This window comes from Pengzhenrongella phosphoraccumulans (assembly GCF_045689905.1).
Taxonomy (GTDB): domain Bacteria; phylum Actinomycetota; class Actinomycetes; order Actinomycetales; family Cellulomonadaceae; genus Pengzhenrongella; species Pengzhenrongella phosphoraccumulans.
Genome location: NZ_CP144210.1, coordinates 1 through 17,252 on the forward strand (window position 1 = coordinate 1; position 17,252 = coordinate 17,252).

14 protein-coding genes are annotated in these 17,252 nt (G+C 66.3%); 9 read left to right on the forward strand and 5 right to left on the reverse strand.

Features of this window, described 5'->3' with window-relative positions; genetic code table 11:
- The first annotated feature begins 179 nt into the window (after positions 1–179).
- A complete protein-coding gene (locus tag VTA80_RS00005) occupies positions 180–332 on the forward strand; it encodes a hypothetical protein (RefSeq protein ID WP_407343384.1) in 153 nt (50 codons plus the stop codon).
- A complete protein-coding gene (locus tag VTA80_RS00010) occupies positions 286–810 on the forward strand; it encodes a 3'-5' exonuclease (protein ID WP_407345845.1) in 525 nt (174 codons plus the stop codon). The genes VTA80_RS00005 and VTA80_RS00010 overlap by 47 nt, the downstream gene beginning before the upstream one ends.
- A 551-nt stretch (positions 811–1,361) precedes the next feature.
- On the opposite strand, the gene VTA80_RS00015 is transcribed toward VTA80_RS00010, so the two are convergent.
- The 5 genes from VTA80_RS00015 to mobF form a co-directional block, all read right to left on the reverse strand.
- On the reverse strand, positions 1,362–1,760 hold the full coding sequence (locus VTA80_RS00015) for a protein NO VEIN domain-containing protein (RefSeq protein WP_407343385.1): 399 nt from the start codon (positions 1,758–1,760) through the stop codon (positions 1,362–1,364).
- Between the two features lie 1,117 nt (positions 1,761–2,877).
- Positions 2,878–5,784 carry a hypothetical protein gene (locus VTA80_RS00020; RefSeq protein WP_407343386.1) on the reverse strand — a complete coding sequence of 969 codons (2,907 nt, stop codon included), beginning with the start codon at positions 5,782–5,784 and terminating at the stop codon, positions 2,878–2,880.
- A gap of 281 nt (positions 5,785–6,065) precedes the next feature.
- Positions 6,066–6,428, reverse strand: a complete 363-nt coding sequence (locus VTA80_RS00025; protein ID WP_407345844.1) for a hypothetical protein — start codon at positions 6,426–6,428, stop codon at positions 6,066–6,068.
- Positions 6,429–6,516: 88 nt separating this feature from the next.
- Positions 6,517–6,867, reverse strand: a complete 351-nt coding sequence (locus VTA80_RS00030) for a sulfate permease (protein ID WP_407343380.1) — start codon at positions 6,865–6,867, stop codon at positions 6,517–6,519.
- A gap of 173 nt (positions 6,868–7,040) precedes the next feature.
- A complete protein-coding gene (gene mobF / locus VTA80_RS00035) occupies positions 7,041–10,586 on the reverse strand; it encodes a MobF family relaxase (protein ID WP_407343381.1) in 3,546 nt (1,181 codons plus the stop codon).
- Between the two features lie 596 nt (positions 10,587–11,182).
- Between mobF and VTA80_RS00040 the strand changes: the two genes are divergently transcribed.
- The 7 genes from VTA80_RS00040 to VTA80_RS00070 all read left to right on the forward strand — a co-directional run bounded on the left by VTA80_RS00040 (position 11,183) and on the right by VTA80_RS00070 (position 17,237).
- On the forward strand, positions 11,183–11,653 hold the full coding sequence (locus VTA80_RS00040) for a hypothetical protein (RefSeq protein ID WP_407343382.1): 471 nt from the start codon (positions 11,183–11,185) through the stop codon (positions 11,651–11,653).
- Between the two features lie 482 nt (positions 11,654–12,135).
- Positions 12,136–12,606 (forward strand): hypothetical protein, encoded by a 471-nt coding sequence (locus VTA80_RS00045; RefSeq protein ID WP_407343387.1) that lies wholly within the window; start codon positions 12,136–12,138, stop codon positions 12,604–12,606.
- A gap of 121 nt (positions 12,607–12,727) precedes the next feature.
- Positions 12,728–13,318 (forward strand): SAF domain-containing protein, encoded by a 591-nt coding sequence (locus VTA80_RS00050; RefSeq protein ID WP_407343388.1) that lies wholly within the window; start codon positions 12,728–12,730, stop codon positions 13,316–13,318.
- 43 nt (positions 13,319–13,361) lie between these two features.
- Positions 13,362–14,093 (forward strand): hypothetical protein, encoded by a 732-nt coding sequence (locus tag VTA80_RS00055; RefSeq protein ID WP_407343389.1) that lies wholly within the window; start codon positions 13,362–13,364, stop codon positions 14,091–14,093.
- Positions 14,090–15,484, forward strand: coding sequence for a CpaF family protein (locus VTA80_RS00060; RefSeq protein ID WP_407343390.1), 1,395 nt, complete (start codon positions 14,090–14,092; stop codon positions 15,482–15,484). Before VTA80_RS00055 ends, VTA80_RS00060 begins: the two co-directional genes overlap by 4 nt.
- Positions 15,484–16,335: a type II secretion system F family protein gene (locus tag VTA80_RS00065; RefSeq protein WP_407343391.1), complete on the forward strand. Its 852-nt coding sequence runs from the start codon at positions 15,484–15,486 to the stop codon at positions 16,333–16,335. Before VTA80_RS00060 ends, VTA80_RS00065 begins: the two co-directional genes overlap by 1 nt.
- Entirely contained in the window at positions 16,332–17,237 is a 906-nt protein-coding gene (locus VTA80_RS00070; protein ID WP_407343392.1) for a type II secretion system F family protein, read from the forward strand. Before VTA80_RS00065 ends, VTA80_RS00070 begins: the two co-directional genes overlap by 4 nt.
- The last annotated feature ends 15 nt before the right edge of the window (positions 17,238–17,252 follow it).

Here is a 17,252-nt window from a genome sequence, read left to right on the forward strand (position 1 = left end):
GGTCTTCTACCAGCTCGGCAAGTTCAGCAGGTCATTTCAGACTTCGAGGAGATTCATTTCTCTTCGGCGCCCGACCGGAAATACCGGGCCTTTGTCGACTGGCTTACCAAAGCGCGCAACTACGACGATGCTGACGCCGACTGGGCTATGCGACACCAGATGCCGTCACGATCTCCACCGTGCACCAAGCCAAAGGCATGCAGTGGCCAGCCGTCTTCGTTTCCGTGTCTTCGGAAGAATCGGTTCCCCAGCCAGCGTCACGGTGGGCTCAGTCTGTTCCACGTCATCCCCGACACGGCGATCGACGACGCCGACCGATACCGGGGCACTGAAGATGACGAACGCCGGCTGTTCTACGTCGCGGTCACACGTGCTCAGAAGTACCTGTACCTGTCGTTCTCCCGGGCGGATCGTCGCGAAACAGTACGCCTTCGTCTTCATGCAGGAGGTCGTTGCGGTCTCGTACGTTTCGACTGCCGACAGCGGGCTGCCGTCGGACCTCGCGCGACTCGAGCCGGAGCCAAAGGTCGCGCTCCGCGGGTCACACTGTCGTTCTCGGAGCTGAAGTACCTATTCGAGTGCTCGTACCAGTTCAAGTTGCGGTTCATGTACGGCTTCAACGCCCCTCCACGAGGCGCTCGGTTTCGGCAAGGGACTTCACGACGCACTTGCCGAGATGCACAAGCGAGCGTTGGATGGCGATTTGGTGACGAAGGCCGACGTCGCAGATCTAGTGAACCGGCACCTGCACACGCCCTATGCCTACCCCCCTACGTGAGGCGCTTGTGCAGGCAGCACGAGACTCTCTAGACCGATACCTACGCCTGCACGGTGACGATCTCGCGCGCACCGTCCACTCCGAGAAGTCCAGGTCCAGCCATCACTGTTGACGGGCGCATCGACCTGGTCAAACGACTCGACGAGGTCTCGATCGTCGACTTCAAGTCGACGGAGCGAGCCAGGAAGAGGACGTCACGCGCGACCAGCTTCACGTGTATGCGGTCGGCTATAAGGAGCTGAACGGCGAGGGTGCCGACCTCGTCGAGGTGCTAAACCTTGACGAGAAGGGCAAGAACGTCCGTGAAGAGAGATCAGCGATGATTTGCTCGACGGCGTGAAGCAGCGATCAAGAAAGCAGGCGATTCGCTTCGAGCGAACGACCTACCGAAGTTCGAGACATGGGAGCCCGCCTGCGACAAGTGCGACCTGGTCGGGCTCTGCCGCAAACGCCGCGACGCCTAACCAAGGCCCTACCCCTCGGTGTCAGCGCCCCAGGCTAAAAAGATGCTCTTGGTCGTCGGCATCGCGGGCTGGCCGCCCGCCTCGCGCTCGATGTCGGCTCGCGGAGGATCTTCCAGCCGTCATCGAACCCGAACTGCGAGATTGAGGCGCGGGGTCCTTGATTCGGTGGATCTCGAACGCTTCGTCGCCTTCGGCGTTCTCGACGACGTAGAGCCAGAACTCGTCCGGTAGTCCGTCGCTTCGACGTATTGGCGCCGCGATAGGAGGACGCCTTGAAGCGACCAGGCTCGGCCAACGGACTTCACCTCGATCCGGCGCAGGACGTTGCCGGTCGCGTCTCGCGAGAGGACATCGAACCCGGGATTGGAGTGGTCCTGCTCCTCCGGGATCCTTCCGCATGAGCGCTCGTATCCGAGTACTCGCGCCACGCCCGCACTGTCGATCGACGAACTGCGGAGCGCTTCATCGCCGACCGTCTCGTTGTCCTCGTCGCTGCCGTAGTACACGTAGGAGCGCATTGTGCTCACTCCGCGCGCCCCGAGCGGGTGGGGTTGGCTCCGCTCGGGACGTCGGGGCGCAGTGCGCTTTCCAGACTCGGTTCCTGTCGCGCCGGCCGCGCCGACCGGCTCCAACGCCGATACGTCGCTGCTGCCCCACCACCCCCGGTAGTGAAGGTCGCTCCGACGAACTGGCCCCGTCGTTGAGCCCACCATGCGTCGTTTCTTCCGGAAAGTGGTCCTCCGCTTTCGACGGACTGTTCGAGGATTGAGCCCTCGGTAGCGCCGGGCGGCGGGTTGTCTCGCTCGGCAGACTCCTGCTCTTCGTACTCGAAATCCTCAATCGTTCCGGAGTCGACCGTCGCCCGCTCGACTTCTGCCAGGTCTGCCACGCCGAGCTCGTCGAGGCTCGTCTCGGCTTCATCGACGCTCGCTGCACTGAGAACGGTTTCGAGTTGGAGCGCCAGTCCGGGGCGGTCTTCACCGACCAGGCATCGGCGAGCTCTCGCGCGATGCGCCGCAGGTCGGGCGGGTCGCTGAATAGCAGCGTCCCGGTCTCATCCACGTAGATCGCTTGGACGGCGGCTGCGTCCGTCGTCTGAACTTGATGGCCGAACTCAGTCCGGTATCTCACCGAGAGGTGGATCGCCCGTGAGAACTCGATGTCGAACAGACTCCCGGAATCGATCTGTTCGTCGCCGTCGTCGAACTCCGACTCGACGACGCGAACGATGGACCGTCGCCGTTCACGGAGAAGATCGGCGATCTCGGGCGCGGAGCGCGCGGTCGCCTTCGTCGACGATCACCTCGATCAGGTCTTCCGCCTCGCCTGACACCTGCAGCCTCCAATGCCCGCCAGGTCGGCCGCTCGCGCCGGATGACGTTCTGCGAAATGAGAGAGATCCGTTCGGCGAGCCCGCGTCCGTCTTTGAAGACGAGCAGATCTGGCATGTTGAGGACACCCCGGGTGTCGACGACTGACCGGACGCGATGCAGCCTTACCACGAACGGCAGGACCGCCGACTCGTCTTCCACAAGCAAGGCCTGGAGCTGGCTCCACGCCTGGTGTACGACCGCCTGAGCTTGCTCATCGAGCAGGTCATTGCCGAAGTCCTTCGAGATTCGAACGAGCAGCCGCTCAAGCTGCGCGGCGTTCGGCGCCTCTTCGACGCCAACCCTGTTGAAGAACTCCTGGTAGCGACGCTGGTCCTGGGACAGCCGAGTAACCCATTGCCCCAGGCCGGTCTCCGTCCAGAATGTGAAGGCCGGCTCGACGAATTCGCCTGGCGTGACCTGGATGCACGCCTCCCCGGAGAGTTCCCGTACAAGCCGATCCTCGTTGGCGGCCCCGAGTGCCTGGTAGACGTCCGGATGCATTGGGGTGTTCGCTTCGGCACAGTGCCGCAGGTGAGCGATGATCATCGAAGTCGGGGGTCGCTGGGCATGCCGAGCCAGCGGAGGGTGTCAGCATGAACCTGCTGGGCGTCACGGGGAGCCCCAACTTGTGGCCCTGAGATTCGAAGAGGTGCCTTCGGAACGTCGGCAGGAGGTTCTTCGGTTGCTCGCGGCCGCCGCCCTCCACCGGCAGCCATGGAAGTTCCTGAAGGTGCCTTAGATCCAGAGGTACCGACCGGTGGAGCTCTGGTGACCCGTGAATGGCGTCAAGAATCGATAGGACCACGTCGGGATTGGGGTCGCGCTCGCCGTCCGCGAGTCGGCGCGCCGCCGCGTTCAGCAGACTTGGGCTAGGTGTGGTTCCGACGCCGAGCCAGACAAGCGTGTCCACGAGGTACTCGGGTAGGTGCGCCGCGTCGGCGATAGGCGCATCGGGATCGATGAGCTCCACGGCGGCGTTCGGAAGGTGCACTTCGGTAGCTTGGCGGACGACTCCGTCAACGCAGAACACAAGCCGAGCACTCCGGAGGGTGGTCGCCGCATCGGCGTCCTCGTCGAGCTGGGGCCTCGCATTGCGGACGACCCGCAGGATTGCGTCGAGCGTTTCGCGGTCGCGAAACGTTTCGCCGTCCGCCAGCGGCGCCACCATCTTGGTCAGGTAGTCGACAGCGTTCAGCTCGCGAGCATCGAGTATCCGGAGCAGATCGACATGGCCTTGGACTAGGCCGACGTCGACCAGCTCAGCGAGGCCGAGGTGGTCCTCGAAGTCCGAGGGTAGGTAGAGCTCGTGGAGTGACTTGAGCCCGCCGATCGACGATGGGTAGATCGCCAGCTCTGCTGCACGTGACCGGTTTTCGCCGGTAAGCTCAAATCTACGATTGCCGAGCCACGCAAGAACTTGGTCAGCAGCCGCAGCGAGGTCGACCGAGTCAGCGCTTTCGAGGATGTCCAGTGCAATCGAGCCGTCGAGTTCGGGGCAGAGTTCGGCCAGACTGGGGCACAACTGCCGTAAGCGAACGATGTCCGCGATCCGGTCCTCGCCAAGTGCGACGAAGAACGCTTGGTCTGCCTCATCGATGATGACTGTCGACTCGGCGGCGGCGAAGCGGCCGTCGATGCAAGGCACGATGGCAGGCTTGGACGCCTCGGACTCGAACGCTGCAGTCTTGCTCCGCGATAGCAGGACCTCAAGTGTCACGAGTAGGGACTCGATCTCGGCGTTAGTAAATCTGCCGGTTGTCAGGTCCCATGGCTCGATGACGTCATGCGCGATGAGCGCCCCTGTCACGTGCGCGGCTTTGAGAAGTTCCATGCCATATGCCGTCAGCGTGAGCGGCCTGACCGTTGCATGGAGCGTGGAGTCGATGACTGGAATTGACAGGTCGACGAGGACAGACTCTGCCTTGTACTCGTCAGAAGTGCTCGGAACTAGGCACCCGCGGGGAGGGCGCACCTTCCCGTCGATCGTTCGCATGATCGATAGGTCGCCGATCTCATTCTTGACTCGCTCGAAGAATGGCTCGAATGCGACTTCGTGTGCAGGGCCAGCACGGCTGGTCAGCTCGAAGTCTCGGATGAGCTCCCACGTCGCTCCCAAGCCGATGATCCTGCTAGCGCGCTCGAGATTGTCCCGAATCAGTGTCGCTGCCGAGTCGATCAGATTTCTGTTCCAGTCTGACTGATACGTGGAGTCGTCGAAGAGAACGCCCTTGCGGTCCTCGCGTGGGTAGAAGGACGCATTCAAATGGCCGCTCCACCCGAGACGGGTCTGGGTTGGGAGCCCGCCATAGATGCGCCCATCGACGTTGTCGCCGATCGGGAGCGCAACCGTCACGTGCTCCGATCGGTTCTGGTCGATCTGCGGAAACCGCGCCTTGAGGTGCTTGGAGCTGTCGTACTCGCCCTCCAGGAACAACCACTCGCTTGAGGACTGGCCGACTGTGATGGTTACGCGGTCTTCGACGCATGCCCGCCTGACGGTCGCGTGCGCAGACCGCGTCCGGATTTCAATCCTGGCGATCCGTTTCAGAAACAGCACCGCGTCGGAGGCGCGTTCGAGAAGCGCGACCTCCATCGCCTGGATCACCTGCTCTGTCACGACCTGCGCGCCGAGCCTCATTCGAAGGGCCGACTCCACATTCGCCCACGGCAGGAAGAAGCTCGTCCCCGAGGCGTCGTGGTCCCGGCCGCATTTTCCCTTGCAAACGGTGATCCGATCGTTCTCGTCTGCCAGTTCGTTGAGCACCAGGTGGTCACCGCCGGAGATCAGCTCTGGGTGGTCAGTTATCTGGTAGACCGAGGTGAAGCCAACGCCAAATGCGCCCGTGGTGTCGACATCGTGAGACTTATGTCTGCCTGCAACGGTCCGGAAGGAGTGAAGATCGCAACTCCGCCCATGGGTCGCCCTCATGGGGCAAACGAGATGTTCCGGGACGCCGCACGAGGTGAACTCGCCGTCGTTCCAAGCCACCAGCTCTTCATCGGTCACCGTGAAGGCAACCCGAGTCGCGCTCTTGGCGTCGTCGGCGTTCTGAGTCAGTTCGTGCAGGATCGTCGTCGGACCGCCGAGGACCGACAAGACGTTCGCCAGGCTCCCCAGGTAGTCCGAAGTCCTGGAGAGTCTGTCAAGCCCCTCAAGTCCCAAGCCCACTTTCAATACCCACTTCGTTCGTTGTTGCGTTGCGCGCCGGGTACATCATGGCGCAGCCCACCGACCGGAGGTGGGTGGGTCCAGCGGGTCTGGCGCAGGGGCTCTGGTCGCGGACCCGGGCGTAGGCGATCTTCGTTCGCTCGGTGCGCAATCGCTGCGGCGACGATCCCGCCGGGTTTGCCTCGGGTTTTGGGCTCGTGGGCGAAGCCGCGGGCCGGGCGTCCCATTGCCACAGACCCAGCCCGAGGTCGATCAGGGCGCGGCGCAATTGAACGCTGCCTTCACGGGTGATCGGGGCGATCGTCGCAGCAAAGGACGCGACCCAGACTGCTACTGACGGGACCCGGCTTCGGTGGGACCGGACGGTGTTGCGCGGCGAAGCCATGCCAGAAGAACCCGTCGACGAAAACCTCCACCCTCTGACGAGGGAAAGCGACGTCGATTGTGCGGCGTGGCGCATCCGCCGTTCGATAGTTCACTCGAAACCGCATCCCAGCGCGAAGCAGAACTTTCCGCAACGTCACCTCTGGCTTGGTGTTCCGGCCGCAATTCGCCATCATCACAGAGCGCGTTGAGGCGCTCGATGCCCAGGACTCGACCCCCGCCACTCTCCGAATGTACGTGTTGGCGCACCGTCGCGGCATCCGGCCTCGTCCCCGATACCGTGGCGTCTTGCGGTGCGCAGACTCCCTCACGTCTACGATCCCGCGCGCGTCGGACACGTCTCCACCCTCAGCGCCCAAACTGCAGCGCACTGAGCGCCCGACGGTCCCACGCCCACTCGCGGGCTGCCGCGCGCATGAGCAAGACGACGCTGAGCATGCCTAGGGCGACGAACTTGCCGGTGTTCCAGAACATGAGTAGTGCGAGTAGGTAAAGCCAGCCGGAGTTCGTAGCAGTTGCGGTGTCCGCGACGCGGCTGAACGCGAAGGCGTACGTGGGCACGAGTACCGCAGCAAGGGGCATGCCCCACATGTGTCCACGCCGGGTGCGGATGAAGCCCGCGAGGATGTTCGTCGGCGCGTAGACCTGCATGAGGCGGATCGTCGCGCCAGCAATCCACGAGCTGAAATACCAAATCATCGGGAGCCTCCCTAGGGCCAACATGGTCGTCAGCGTCCGATTTGAGATGCTAGGCAGTCGGTCCGACACCTGATGGTTATCCACAACTTCGGCTTGGCCTCTCGTGCCGTGTGGGTACCTGATCCCAGAATCGGCACATGAGGGTGCGCCAACGACTGATTGCGGGAAATGGCTCAAGCGAACTCGAGCCCGCTGCCCAGCGGATCGTCGAGTTCGTCATCCTGCTGGGTGCTGGCGATCTCGATCGCGCGGCCTCCGGCGGTCGTCGCGAGTGTGGCGTCGCGTTGCTGGACGAGTGTCGTCGGGTCCTGGCCGATCGGGTCGTCGTCGGTGATTGCGTAGCGATCCCGGTAGGCCGCGACGATCTCGACCTGGTGCAGCCACGACCCGACCGAATCGCCGAGGATCGGTTCCTCGCCGTGGCTCCGCGCCCATGCCTCGCCGGTTCGTACTGCGTCGAGCGCGAGCGTGCGTGCTCGGGTCTGCATGAGTCCGCGTCGCTCGTCGAGTGCTTGGCGCACATCGTCGGGCATCTCTCCGTTGGCAGCGGGGATCAGGCCAACGATGAGGTCCAGCTCGCCGGTCCCCACCTGCTGGTTGGTGGCCTTCACGACGCGGTGGTGCAGGACAGCGGCGACGTCATCGGCGTCCTGCAGGGTTCGCGCGCAGGCGAGACCGGGCAGCATGGTCTTGAGGTCGAACCCGGCGGCTTCGGCGCGGCGCAACTGGGCGGCGAGCGGCCCGAAGGTGTCGGACGCGATGGTGGTGTCGATGTCGGTGGCAGTCAGGTCACCAGAGCGCGTGAGCGCGTCGCGGATGATCGCCTCGTACCGGTCGCGCGAGGCGTCGGTGGCGATGGTGTCGTATTCGGCTGCGAGTTGGGCGATGCCGCTCCAGGTGTTCTGCTCAGCGGTGATGGTCTGGTGGGCGGATTGCTCGCTGCCGGAGCGGTGCAGGACACCGGTCAGGACGGCCGCTGCGTCGATGTCGTCGACCTGGGGTGTGGTGTGCAGGTCGTCGGGGGTGTCCAGGGCGATGTAGGCGGTGTTAGTGTCGCGGCCGCGGGTCATCGCGACATAGAGGTTCTCCCGGGTGGTCGACCCGGTGACGACGACGTGCGCGGTGTCCACGGTGATGCCTTGGGCGCGGTGGGCGGTGAGTGCGTAGCCAAGGTCGACATGCTCAGCGACGTACGCGGGCGGCAGGACGACCCTTGCCCCGAAACGCCGGCCGGAGCGTTGGACCTCTATTGCGCCGTTCTTGCGGACGTCGGTGACCTTCCACCGGTCCCCGTTGCGCACCCAACCGCCACGTGCGGTGCGCAGGTTGCGGTCGTTGCGGCGGGTGATCACCAGGTCGCCGACGGACGCGCGCGCGTCGTCGGCCAGCGCGACGTCGCGGTCGGCGGTGGTCTCTCCGGTGGCAATGCGTTCGGCGCGGGCGCGGTCGTTGAGCAGGTGGACGCTCGCGCTGGAGTCGGTGACCAGCACGGTCGCGTGCCCGGCCAGCTGGTCGGCGTGCCAGGCGGCGTAGGCAGCGTCGACCATCTGTTCGGTGGTGCCACCGTGCAGCCGGTCGTGTCGCGCGTAGGCCGCGATCGCGTCGGTGCTGCCAGTGCGCAAAGCCTGGGACGCGGACTTCTCCCACTGGTGGGTGAAGCGGTGCACCTCTGCGAGCTCGGGGACATCGGTGCGGGCCGAGGCCAGCATCGAGAATGCGCCGCCGGCCTGGACGGACTGCAGTTGTGCCCAGTCGCCCACCAGGAGCACCTTGGCTCCGGCCTGCTGAGCGAGGCTGGTGATCCGGTCGAGGGTGTGGGTGCCGGCCAAGGTGGCCTCGTCCACGATCACGAGCTGCCCGGCAGTGAAGTCGGCTCGGTAGCGGTCGTGCTCGAACAGCCACTTCGCGGTGTTCTCGCAGGCGATCGCGAGCTCGTCCGCCAGGACGGCCGCAGCGGCGGCCGAGGGGGCCAGGCCGACGACGGAACCCGCGCCGTGCTGGCCGATCCAGGCCGCGAGCAGGGCCCGCATGGTCGTGGTCTTGCCCGCCCCGGCCGGCCCGACGAGCAGGTCAACCTGCCTGCCCGACGTCACGATCGCTTCGACCGCCCTGGCCTGCTCGGCCGACAGCCGGCGCCCGTCGTGCGTGCGAGCGACCGCGCGCTCGATCACGCTCGCTTCGACGGTAGGAGCGGAAAGGCTCGCGGCGCGTTCAAGCAGGTGGTCCTCTGCGGCAAGGACCTCGGCCGAGGAGAACACGACACCGTGCTTGGGGCGGAACACGCTGGTGCCGTCGGGTCGGGTGTAGTTGGCCGGGCTGCTCGCGAGTTCCGGTGGGGTCAAGGCGACCGATCGGGACTCGGCGGTGTCGACGATCATCGTCACGACCCGCTCACGGTCGGCGATGGTGGCGAACCGCCAGCCCATGGTCTGGCGGGAGGCTTCGGCCCACAGGTTCCAGTGCCGCCACGTCGACCGCTTCTCCGCCACGATCCCCACCACGCGGTCGCCGATTTCCCGCAGCAGGTCTGGGTCGATCTGCGCGGCCGTGAGCATCGCTGGTCTGCGGCTCGTAGTCAGGTCACGTGCCCACTCGGTCGGGCCCTTGCCCAGAACGGGCCGGGCACGGTTCCGCCAGTATGCGGTCAGGTCACTCAGGGCGTGCAGTTCCTTCTCGGGCCGGGTCGCCAGCGTGGCGTGGGCGCGCAGCTTGATGATCTGCCGCCGCGAGGGCTGGTGCCCGCGCGTGGCGACGAAGTCGGCGATGAGCTGATCCTTGGCCACGTCGATGGCGCGGGACCGGCTGGAGAACTCATCGATGATCTCCTCGCTGACGCCACTGATCTCCCACTTCTCGGACCGGTTCGCTCCGGGGCGTTGGCGGCGCTGCCAGCCGACACCGAAGGTGGCGGTGAGCCGGTCGGCCAGGACGGCGTTGTAGTACTCGCTCACCGCGACGACGGCGGCGTGCACCTGTTGGGAGTCCAGGGTGCGCCACTTGTTGTCAACAGCGGTCTTGACCTTGTTCGAGACCACGACGTGGGTGTGCAGCTGCGGGTCGCCGGCCCGGGAGTCGTAGTGGTCGAAGGCGGTGGCCGCGACCCCGACGACATCGACCCGCGCCACAAGGCCTCGTCCGTTGTCCGCACCGACCCGGGTCGCGGCGACCTCCCGCTCGAAGAACCCCAGGACCTGCTCCACGGCGGCGTGGTGGGCTTCGACGAGCATCGCCTGGGTGCCTGCGTCGGCCAACCCCCACAGCACCGAGACGGACTTGGGCACCGAGAACGTCAGGTCAAACCCGGCCACCGCGCGCCGGGTACCACAGCCGGTCTCCTCGCCCTCGATGCGCGCGACCGCACTCGCGCGTTGCAGCACGCTCAGGTGCGGGTCGAGCGTGGCAACCCGGGTAGCGATCCGGTCGCGCAGCGGCTCGTACGTCGCGAAAGCACGCCCGAGCGGCTCTCCAGTGAGGGGATCACGACCGCCACCCAGCAGGTTCTCCAACTGACGCGCCGTGACGACATCGCCGGGTGCGAGCTGGCCTTCGCCGAACTCCCCTACCCCGGATCCCATCCACATCCCCGGCGGGGTGCCGGTCTCGGCGTAGTACCGCGTCAGTGGCGTCGCCAAGGACCGGTCACCATCACCGGTCACGACCGAACGCAACAGATACGCCACGCCGTCACCGGCCGTCATCACCCGCAACGAGACCGTCATCCGCGCACCTCCTCATTGGAGGTGTGCGCGGGTCACCACCGAGACCCACGCTGCCCGTCACCGAGGCCGTTAGCCACGGCGTCATCCTCGACTGCCAGACGTGTGATCGCTCTGAGGGGTGCAGCGGTGTCAGGGGATACGCCAGGGGATACGCAGCAGCAGCGTCGGGTCAAGCCGAGCTCGCCCTCTGGGGCTACGGACGCCGACCCCATCGGTCAGCAACGGGTGGTGGTCGGCGTGGTGCCGGGCGCACACCTGGTAGATGAAGGTGCGTGCTGGTCCCCCGCCGGCGGCTGGCCGCTCGACCTACCGATTGCGGAGGTGCGGTTCCCATGATCAGACTTGGGGCGCACGACCCCACGCCGTCACAGCGGTACGGGGTTGTACTCATGTCGACGGGGCGCAGGCGGCGCCGTTCTGGGGGGAGTTCAGGGGGCATGCAGGGTGGACGCCGAATTGGCTCAGTAGCGATGGTGGTCGCGGTGCTCGCTGTCGTCTCGGCATGCGTCACGGCACCCGACGACGCTCCCCCGACGCCGACGATCACCGAGTCATCAACGTCGCCCGTGCCGACTTCGAGCAGCTCGCCGTCTCCAATGTCGGAGACTGAGCTCGCTGCAGCGAACGCCGAAGACCTCGTCCGCAAGTACTACCGCGTGATCGACGAACTTGCGATCGATCCATCCCGCCCGCTCTCTGAGCTCGAGTCCGTCGCGATCTCGAAGGAACTCTCCATCTGGCTGCATCAGTTCGAGCGCGAGCGACGGGATGCGTGGCACCAGACCGGCGCGACCACTCTCGCAAGGCTCGAGGTTCAGTCGGTCAACCTCGACAACTCTGACCCAGCCACGGGCCGCGTCCCGGCTGTTCAGGTCGACGTCTGTTTCGACGTCACCGACGTCGATGTACTCGATGCGAGTGGCACCTCCGTCGTCACGCCCGATCGGGCCGCCACGGGCTGGGTTCGTCACACGGTGAGCAACTATTCCTGGGACACCGATCCCACGGACGGGTGGCGCGTGTCTACGAGTGTGGATCTGAAGCAGGCGCCATGCGTAGCCGGCTGACACACGTAACCCTCATCGTCCTCGCCGCGGCGAGTCTGACGTTCCTCACGGCTGGGACGGCAAAAAGCGACGGGCCCACCTGCGAACGCGTGAATCCGCGAACCGGTACGTGCCTCGTATGGGTTCAACCTCCCTCGCCACCGCCCGTGGCGGGGCCGATCTCCGATGGTCCTGCGGACAGCGGCTCTGGTTCGTCGTGCTTCTTCGACCCGTCGAAGCAGGGAAATCCGTCGATCCCAGCCGGGCCGGTCCTCTGTTCCGGTGAGTACGGGTATTGGTCAAACTCAACTCAGTGCTACGTCCGAGCGGTAGACCCGCAACCAGGTCCCGATGACCCTGCGTGGAAGGGTCACACTCCGGCCGATGGCGGAGCGATCTACGAGTGCTACCAGCCGCTCCCCCTCGACATCAGCGTCTACCTGTGGCTGGCGAGCCCGCCACCGGCGTCGGGTGCGGGCCCGTCTCCGAGGCAGGTCGCCGAGATGGCAGTGGACTCGATGGACCTGCATTCGATCACCGTTGGCATCGTGCCGCCGCCGGGCCCGGGATCGGTGGGAATCGTGGGGATGCCCGTCTGGATGTGGGCGGCGGACCCGGTCCCCAGCACGGTCGGTCCGGTCACGGCGTCGGCATCCGCCGGTGGCATCACGATCACCGCGACCGCGAGTCTCAACGCGATCACGTGGGATATGGGCGACGGCAGCACCGTGGTGTGCCGCAGTGCCGGCACCCCCTACAACGCGAGCTATGGACACGCCGAGTCGCCTGACTGCGGCCACATCTACACGACCTCGAGCTCAGGCAGGCCGGGCGACAGGTTCACCGTCACGGCGACCTCGGACTGGGTGATCGCCTGGGTCGGCGCGGGCCAGACCGGGACCATCCGCATGAACGGACTCACCCAGTCCGTGAAGATCTCGATCGGTGAAGTGCAGGTGCTCGTGACTTCGTGACCTCGCACGCGAGGTTCGCCACCAAATGAGGGGGCAGGACATGACCAGCACAGCGACACACGGGGACAAGACCGCTGAACAGGCGGCGGGCCCGGTTCCAGTACCGGGCCCGCTGCCGAGGATGCGCCGACGCCCCGCGGTGGCTGTCGCAGCCCTTGCTGCAGCGGCCCTCGGATCGGTGACCATCGCTTGGGTGTGGACCTCGACCACCACGGCGAGCGAGGTCCTCGTGGTCACCGGAGAGGTCCCCCGCGGCGCCGTCATCGAGGCGAGTGATCTCGGAACTGCGCGGATCACCCTTGACCCCCTGCTGAAGCCAATCGACGCCTCGCGGCGAAGCGAGATCGTTGGCCAGCGCGCCGCAGCCGAGTTGACGGTCGGCGCCATCGTCACCGGTTCAATGTTCCAGTCCGAGACTGTGCCCGGTGAGGGGACCTCGCTCGTGGCGGTGGCGTTGCCACCTGAGCAGGCGACGGGGCTGGACCTGCAGGGCGGAGACCAGGTGAAGGTCGTCCAGACAGCACCGGCCGGGCAGGTCGCCGAGGGCAACCCGCCGTTCACGGTTGCTGAGGTCGCGGCCGTGCACCCGGCGCTCGAGACTGGCGCCACGGTCGTGTCCTTGACCGTGCCGGTGGCTGACGCTCCGGTGCTGGCTGCTCGGATCGCGTCGGGGAACTTCTACCTGGTGCTCGACTCCCGGGAGAGGAACTGAAATGGCGGTGGTCTGCTTGTGTTCGGCCGCCGGTGCGCCCGGCGTGACGACAACGGCTGTCGGGTTGGCGATGAACTGGCCCCGCCCCGTCCTGCTCGTCGAAGCCGATCCCACCGGAAGCAACGGACTGCTCGCGGGGCTCTTTCGCGGGGCTCGCGAGTACGAGGCTGGGCTGCTCGACATTGCCGCGTCCCCGCTCGCGATGTACGACGCCGTGCGAGAAGCGACCCGCCAGATTGAGGGGACCGAGGTCCGCTATCTCGTCGGCGTGCAGACCCACACCCAAGCCGGAGGCCTGCGAGACCTGTGGGAGCCACTCGGTGAGGAGTTCGCCGACCTGGAGCACACGGGGCAAGACGTCATCGTCGACGCAGGTCGTCTGGGCCTGGTGGGCTCCCCTGAACCCCTGCTCACGTTCGCGGACCTGACCTTGATCGTGACCCGGACCCATCTACCGGCGCTGGCCGCGGCCCGCTCCTGGGTCGAGGAGGTGCGGTCGAAGGCGCCGGCCGCGGCGTGGCGCCAGCCGGGGGTGCTGCTGGTCGGCGAGGGCGAGCCGTACCGGCACCGGGAAGTACAGAGGGCGCTTGGCCTACCCGTCATCTCGACTATCACCCACGACGTAGCAGCGGCCGCCGTTTACCACCGCGGTGCGACTCCCCCGCGCCGCTTCGAGGCCAGCGGGTACGTCCGAAGCTTGCGCACCAGCGCTCAGGCGATCACTCAGGCGGTCGCTCGCTACCGCAAGGACCTGGTCAAGGACGTGACTTCATGACTAGCATCGACCACACCGTCCCGGCCGTGCTCGCGGCGGCGTCCGGTGGCGTTGACTGGAGTTTCGTCTCCGGGTTGAGGGCGCGTGCCTCAACCCGCCTCTCGGAAGAAGTCGGCCAGCGCGACCACCTGGACAAGTTCGCGCAGGAAGAGCTTGGCCGGTCGATCATTCTCGACCTCATCGAAGGCGCCGTTGCCGACCGTATCGACGTAGGCCTGACGGTGTGGAGCGAGGCTCAGCGGCAGGTGATCGCCAAGGCGGTCTTCGACGCCCTGTTCCGCCTTGGGCGGCTGCAACCGCTCGTGGAAGACGGGCGGGTCGAGAACATCATGATTGACGGTTTCGACAACGTCCTGCTCGAGCTGTCGGACGGGTCGCGTGAGATCGGCCCACCGGTCGCGGACTCCAACGCCGAACTCATCGAGTTCCTTGTCTTTCTCGCCTCCCGCTCCGAGTCGAACACCCGCGAGTTCTCCGAGTCCAACCCGACCATGGACCTGCGCCTGGACGACGGATCCCGCCTCGCCGCGAGCGCCTGGGTCTGCCCTCGCCCCCAGGTCAATATCCGCAGGCACCGCCTCGTGAAGGTCTCGCTGCAGGATCTCGTCGATCTCGACATGCTCACCCCGTCCGCTGCTTCGTTCCTTGCCGCTGCGGTGCGGGCTCGAAAGTCGATCGTCGTGTCCGGCGCGCAAGGCGCCGGCAAGACGACGCTCGTGCGGGCGCTGTGCGCCGAGATCGACATGTGGGAGCCGATTGGGACGTTCGAGACCGAGCTCGAACTGTTCCTGCACGACCTGCGCGACCAGCATCGGATGGTTCGCGCGTGGGAGCACCGTCCCGGCAGTGGCGAGATCGGCCTGGGCGGCCATCGTGCGGGTGAGTTCACTCTCGACCAAGCCCTGTCTGGCTCCTACCGGTACAACCTGTCCCGACAGATCGTCGGCGAGGTTCGCGGCAAAGAGGTGTGGCCGATGATCAAAGCAATGGAGTCCGGGACCGGTTCGATCTCCACGACCCACGCCGCCGACGCCGTGTCCGCGATCCGCAAACTGGTCACCTGCGCGATGGAGGCTGGACCGCACATCACTGCCGACCTCGCGACCGCCAAACTCGCGGCGACCGTCGACCTCATCGTGCACATCACCCTGTCGACCTCGGCCGCCGAACCTGGCCGCACGGGGGTGCGCACTCGCCAGGTGGCGGAGATCGTTGCTGTCTCCCCGGGCGAGCAGACGACCGGGTACGCCACAACACATGTGTTCAGCCCCGGTAGGGGCGGCGTCGCTGTTCCAGGGGTGCTGCCCGATGAGTATCGGGCGCTGACCGCACATGGTTTCGACCTCGCTGGCTACCTCGCTGCCCAATCACGAGCACAGGAGGTGGCGTGATGCTTGCTGTGCTGATCGCTCTAGGCGCTCTGGTCGCTGCGTGCCTGGCCACTTTCGTGATGGCGCTCTTTCCCTCGCCCGAACGCGTGCCCGGCCCAACACGCAGCGGGCGATCGGTCCGCGCGCTGCCGCGGCGGACCCGACTGATGCTGCTAGCTGGCCTCGGCGGCGGGCTGATTGCCTGGTGGATGACCGGGTGGGTGCTTGCGGTCGTCATCGTTCCGGTGGCCGTGATCGGACTGCCCGCTCTGGTGGCGGCGCCGGAGGCGAAAGCTCAGATCGCCCGCCTTGAAGCGATGGAGGAGTGGACCCGGTCGCTGGCCGGGGTGCTCACGGTTGGTCTCGGCCTCGAGGCCGCGCTCCTTGCGTCGCTGCGCTCAGCACCCAAAGCGATTGAACCGGAGGTGAACCGACTGGCCTCCCGGCTGCGTTCTCGATGGCGCACCGAAGACGCCCTGCGGGCTTTCGCCGATGAGTTGGACGACGCCACGGGTGACCTCGTCGCTGCGAACCTCATCCTCGCTTCCCGCAAGCGTGGCGCTGGCCTGGCGTCCGTGCTCGAGGGACTCGCTGAATCGGTAGCCGAGGACGTGCGCTCACGCCGTCAGGTCGAGGCGGACCGCGCCAAACCCCGGGCCACGGCCCGGTGGGTCACGATCATCTCTGTCGCGGTGCTCACGGTCCTGTCGGTGGCGAGCAACTACACCGCCAATTACGCCTCCCCGCTCGGCCAAGTGGTCCTTGCTCTCCTGCTCGCCACCTACGTCGCGGTGCTGGTGTGGATGAAGCGCATGGCAGCAGGCAAGGACTGGCCCAGGATCCTCACCCCGAGCCGCGGAGCGAACCCGTGAACGCAACCCTGGTTTTCGTCGCGGCGCTGGGCGCGCTCGTTTCAGTCTGCCTTGTGCTACTTCTTGCACAGCTCGGGACCGCGCACGTGGACGTGACCGACGCTTTTGAACGCTTGACGCCACCCCGCGGGCGCCGTCTGCTGGCGACGTCAGCGGCGAACGCCGTCGGCGTGGAGCGCCTCGGCGTGTGGGCGATGCGCGTGCTACCACCGGCGGTGTGGGCCAAAACGCCGACCCGAGAGCTCGTGCTGCTGCGCATCCCGGTAACCCGGTTCTACGCCGACAAGGTCACGTTCGCGTTCCTTGGCCTCGTGATCCCGCCATTGCTCGGAACGCTCTTCACGCTGCTCGGCCTGCGGCTGCCGATCGTCATCCCCGCCGCGGCAAGCCTTGCCCTGGCAGGGGTGATGTTCTTCATCCCGAACTACAACGCCATAGATGAGGCCAAGAAGGCCCGCCTGGAGTTCCGCCGCGCTTTGGCGGCGTACATCGACCTCGTGGCCACCGAACGTCACAACGGCTCCGGCGCACGCCAAGCAATGGAGTCCGCCGCCGAAATCGGCACCTCGTGGGTCTTCACCCGGCTCGCCGAAGAACTACGCCGTTCCCGGTGGTCCGGCGCGCCGCCCTGGGATGCGCTGCGTAGCTTGTCCGATGAGCTCGCCCTGCCTGAGCTCGCCGACTTCGCGGACATCATGCGCCTATCCGGGGCTGAGAGCGCCGCCGTCTACACCAGCCTGCGCGCCCGCTCCACAGCACTGCGCGCAGCCATGCTCACCGACGAATTGAGCGCCGCCAACGCCGCTGGCGAACGCATGTCGATCCCCGGCTCGTTGCTCGGCGTCGTGTTCATGGCCCTGCTCCTGGCTCCCGCCATCCTCGGCATGTTCGCCAGAACCTGACCCCCGGCCCGTCCC

Excerpts from the sequence above, each read along its gene's own strand:
- VTA80_RS00060 (WP_407343390.1), top strand. The coding sequence starts at position 14,090 with ATGACTAGCATCGACCACACCGTCCCGGCCGTGCTCGCGGCGGCGTCC.
- VTA80_RS00025 (WP_407345844.1), bottom strand. The coding sequence starts at position 6,428 with ATGCCGCGACGGTGCGCCAACACGTACATTCGGAGAGTGGCGGGGGTC.
- VTA80_RS00050 (WP_407343388.1), top strand. The coding sequence starts at position 12,728 with ATGCGCCGACGCCCCGCGGTGGCTGTCGCAGCCCTTGCTGCAGCGGCC.
- VTA80_RS00045 (WP_407343387.1), top strand. The coding sequence starts at position 12,136 with ATGGCAGTGGACTCGATGGACCTGCATTCGATCACCGTTGGCATCGTG.
- VTA80_RS00065 (WP_407343391.1), top strand. The coding sequence starts at position 15,484 with ATGCTTGCTGTGCTGATCGCTCTAGGCGCTCTGGTCGCTGCGTGCCTG.
- VTA80_RS00040 (WP_407343382.1), top strand. The coding sequence starts at position 11,183 with ATGTCGGAGACTGAGCTCGCTGCAGCGAACGCCGAAGACCTCGTCCGC.
- VTA80_RS00015 (WP_407343385.1), bottom strand. The coding sequence starts at position 1,760 with ATGCGCTCCTACGTGTACTACGGCAGCGACGAGGACAACGAGACGGTC.
- mobF (WP_407343381.1), bottom strand. The coding sequence starts at position 10,586 with ATGACGGTCTCGTTGCGGGTGATGACGGCCGGTGACGGCGTGGCGTAT.
- VTA80_RS00030 (WP_407343380.1), bottom strand. The coding sequence starts at position 6,867 with ATGATTTGGTATTTCAGCTCGTGGATTGCTGGCGCGACGATCCGCCTC.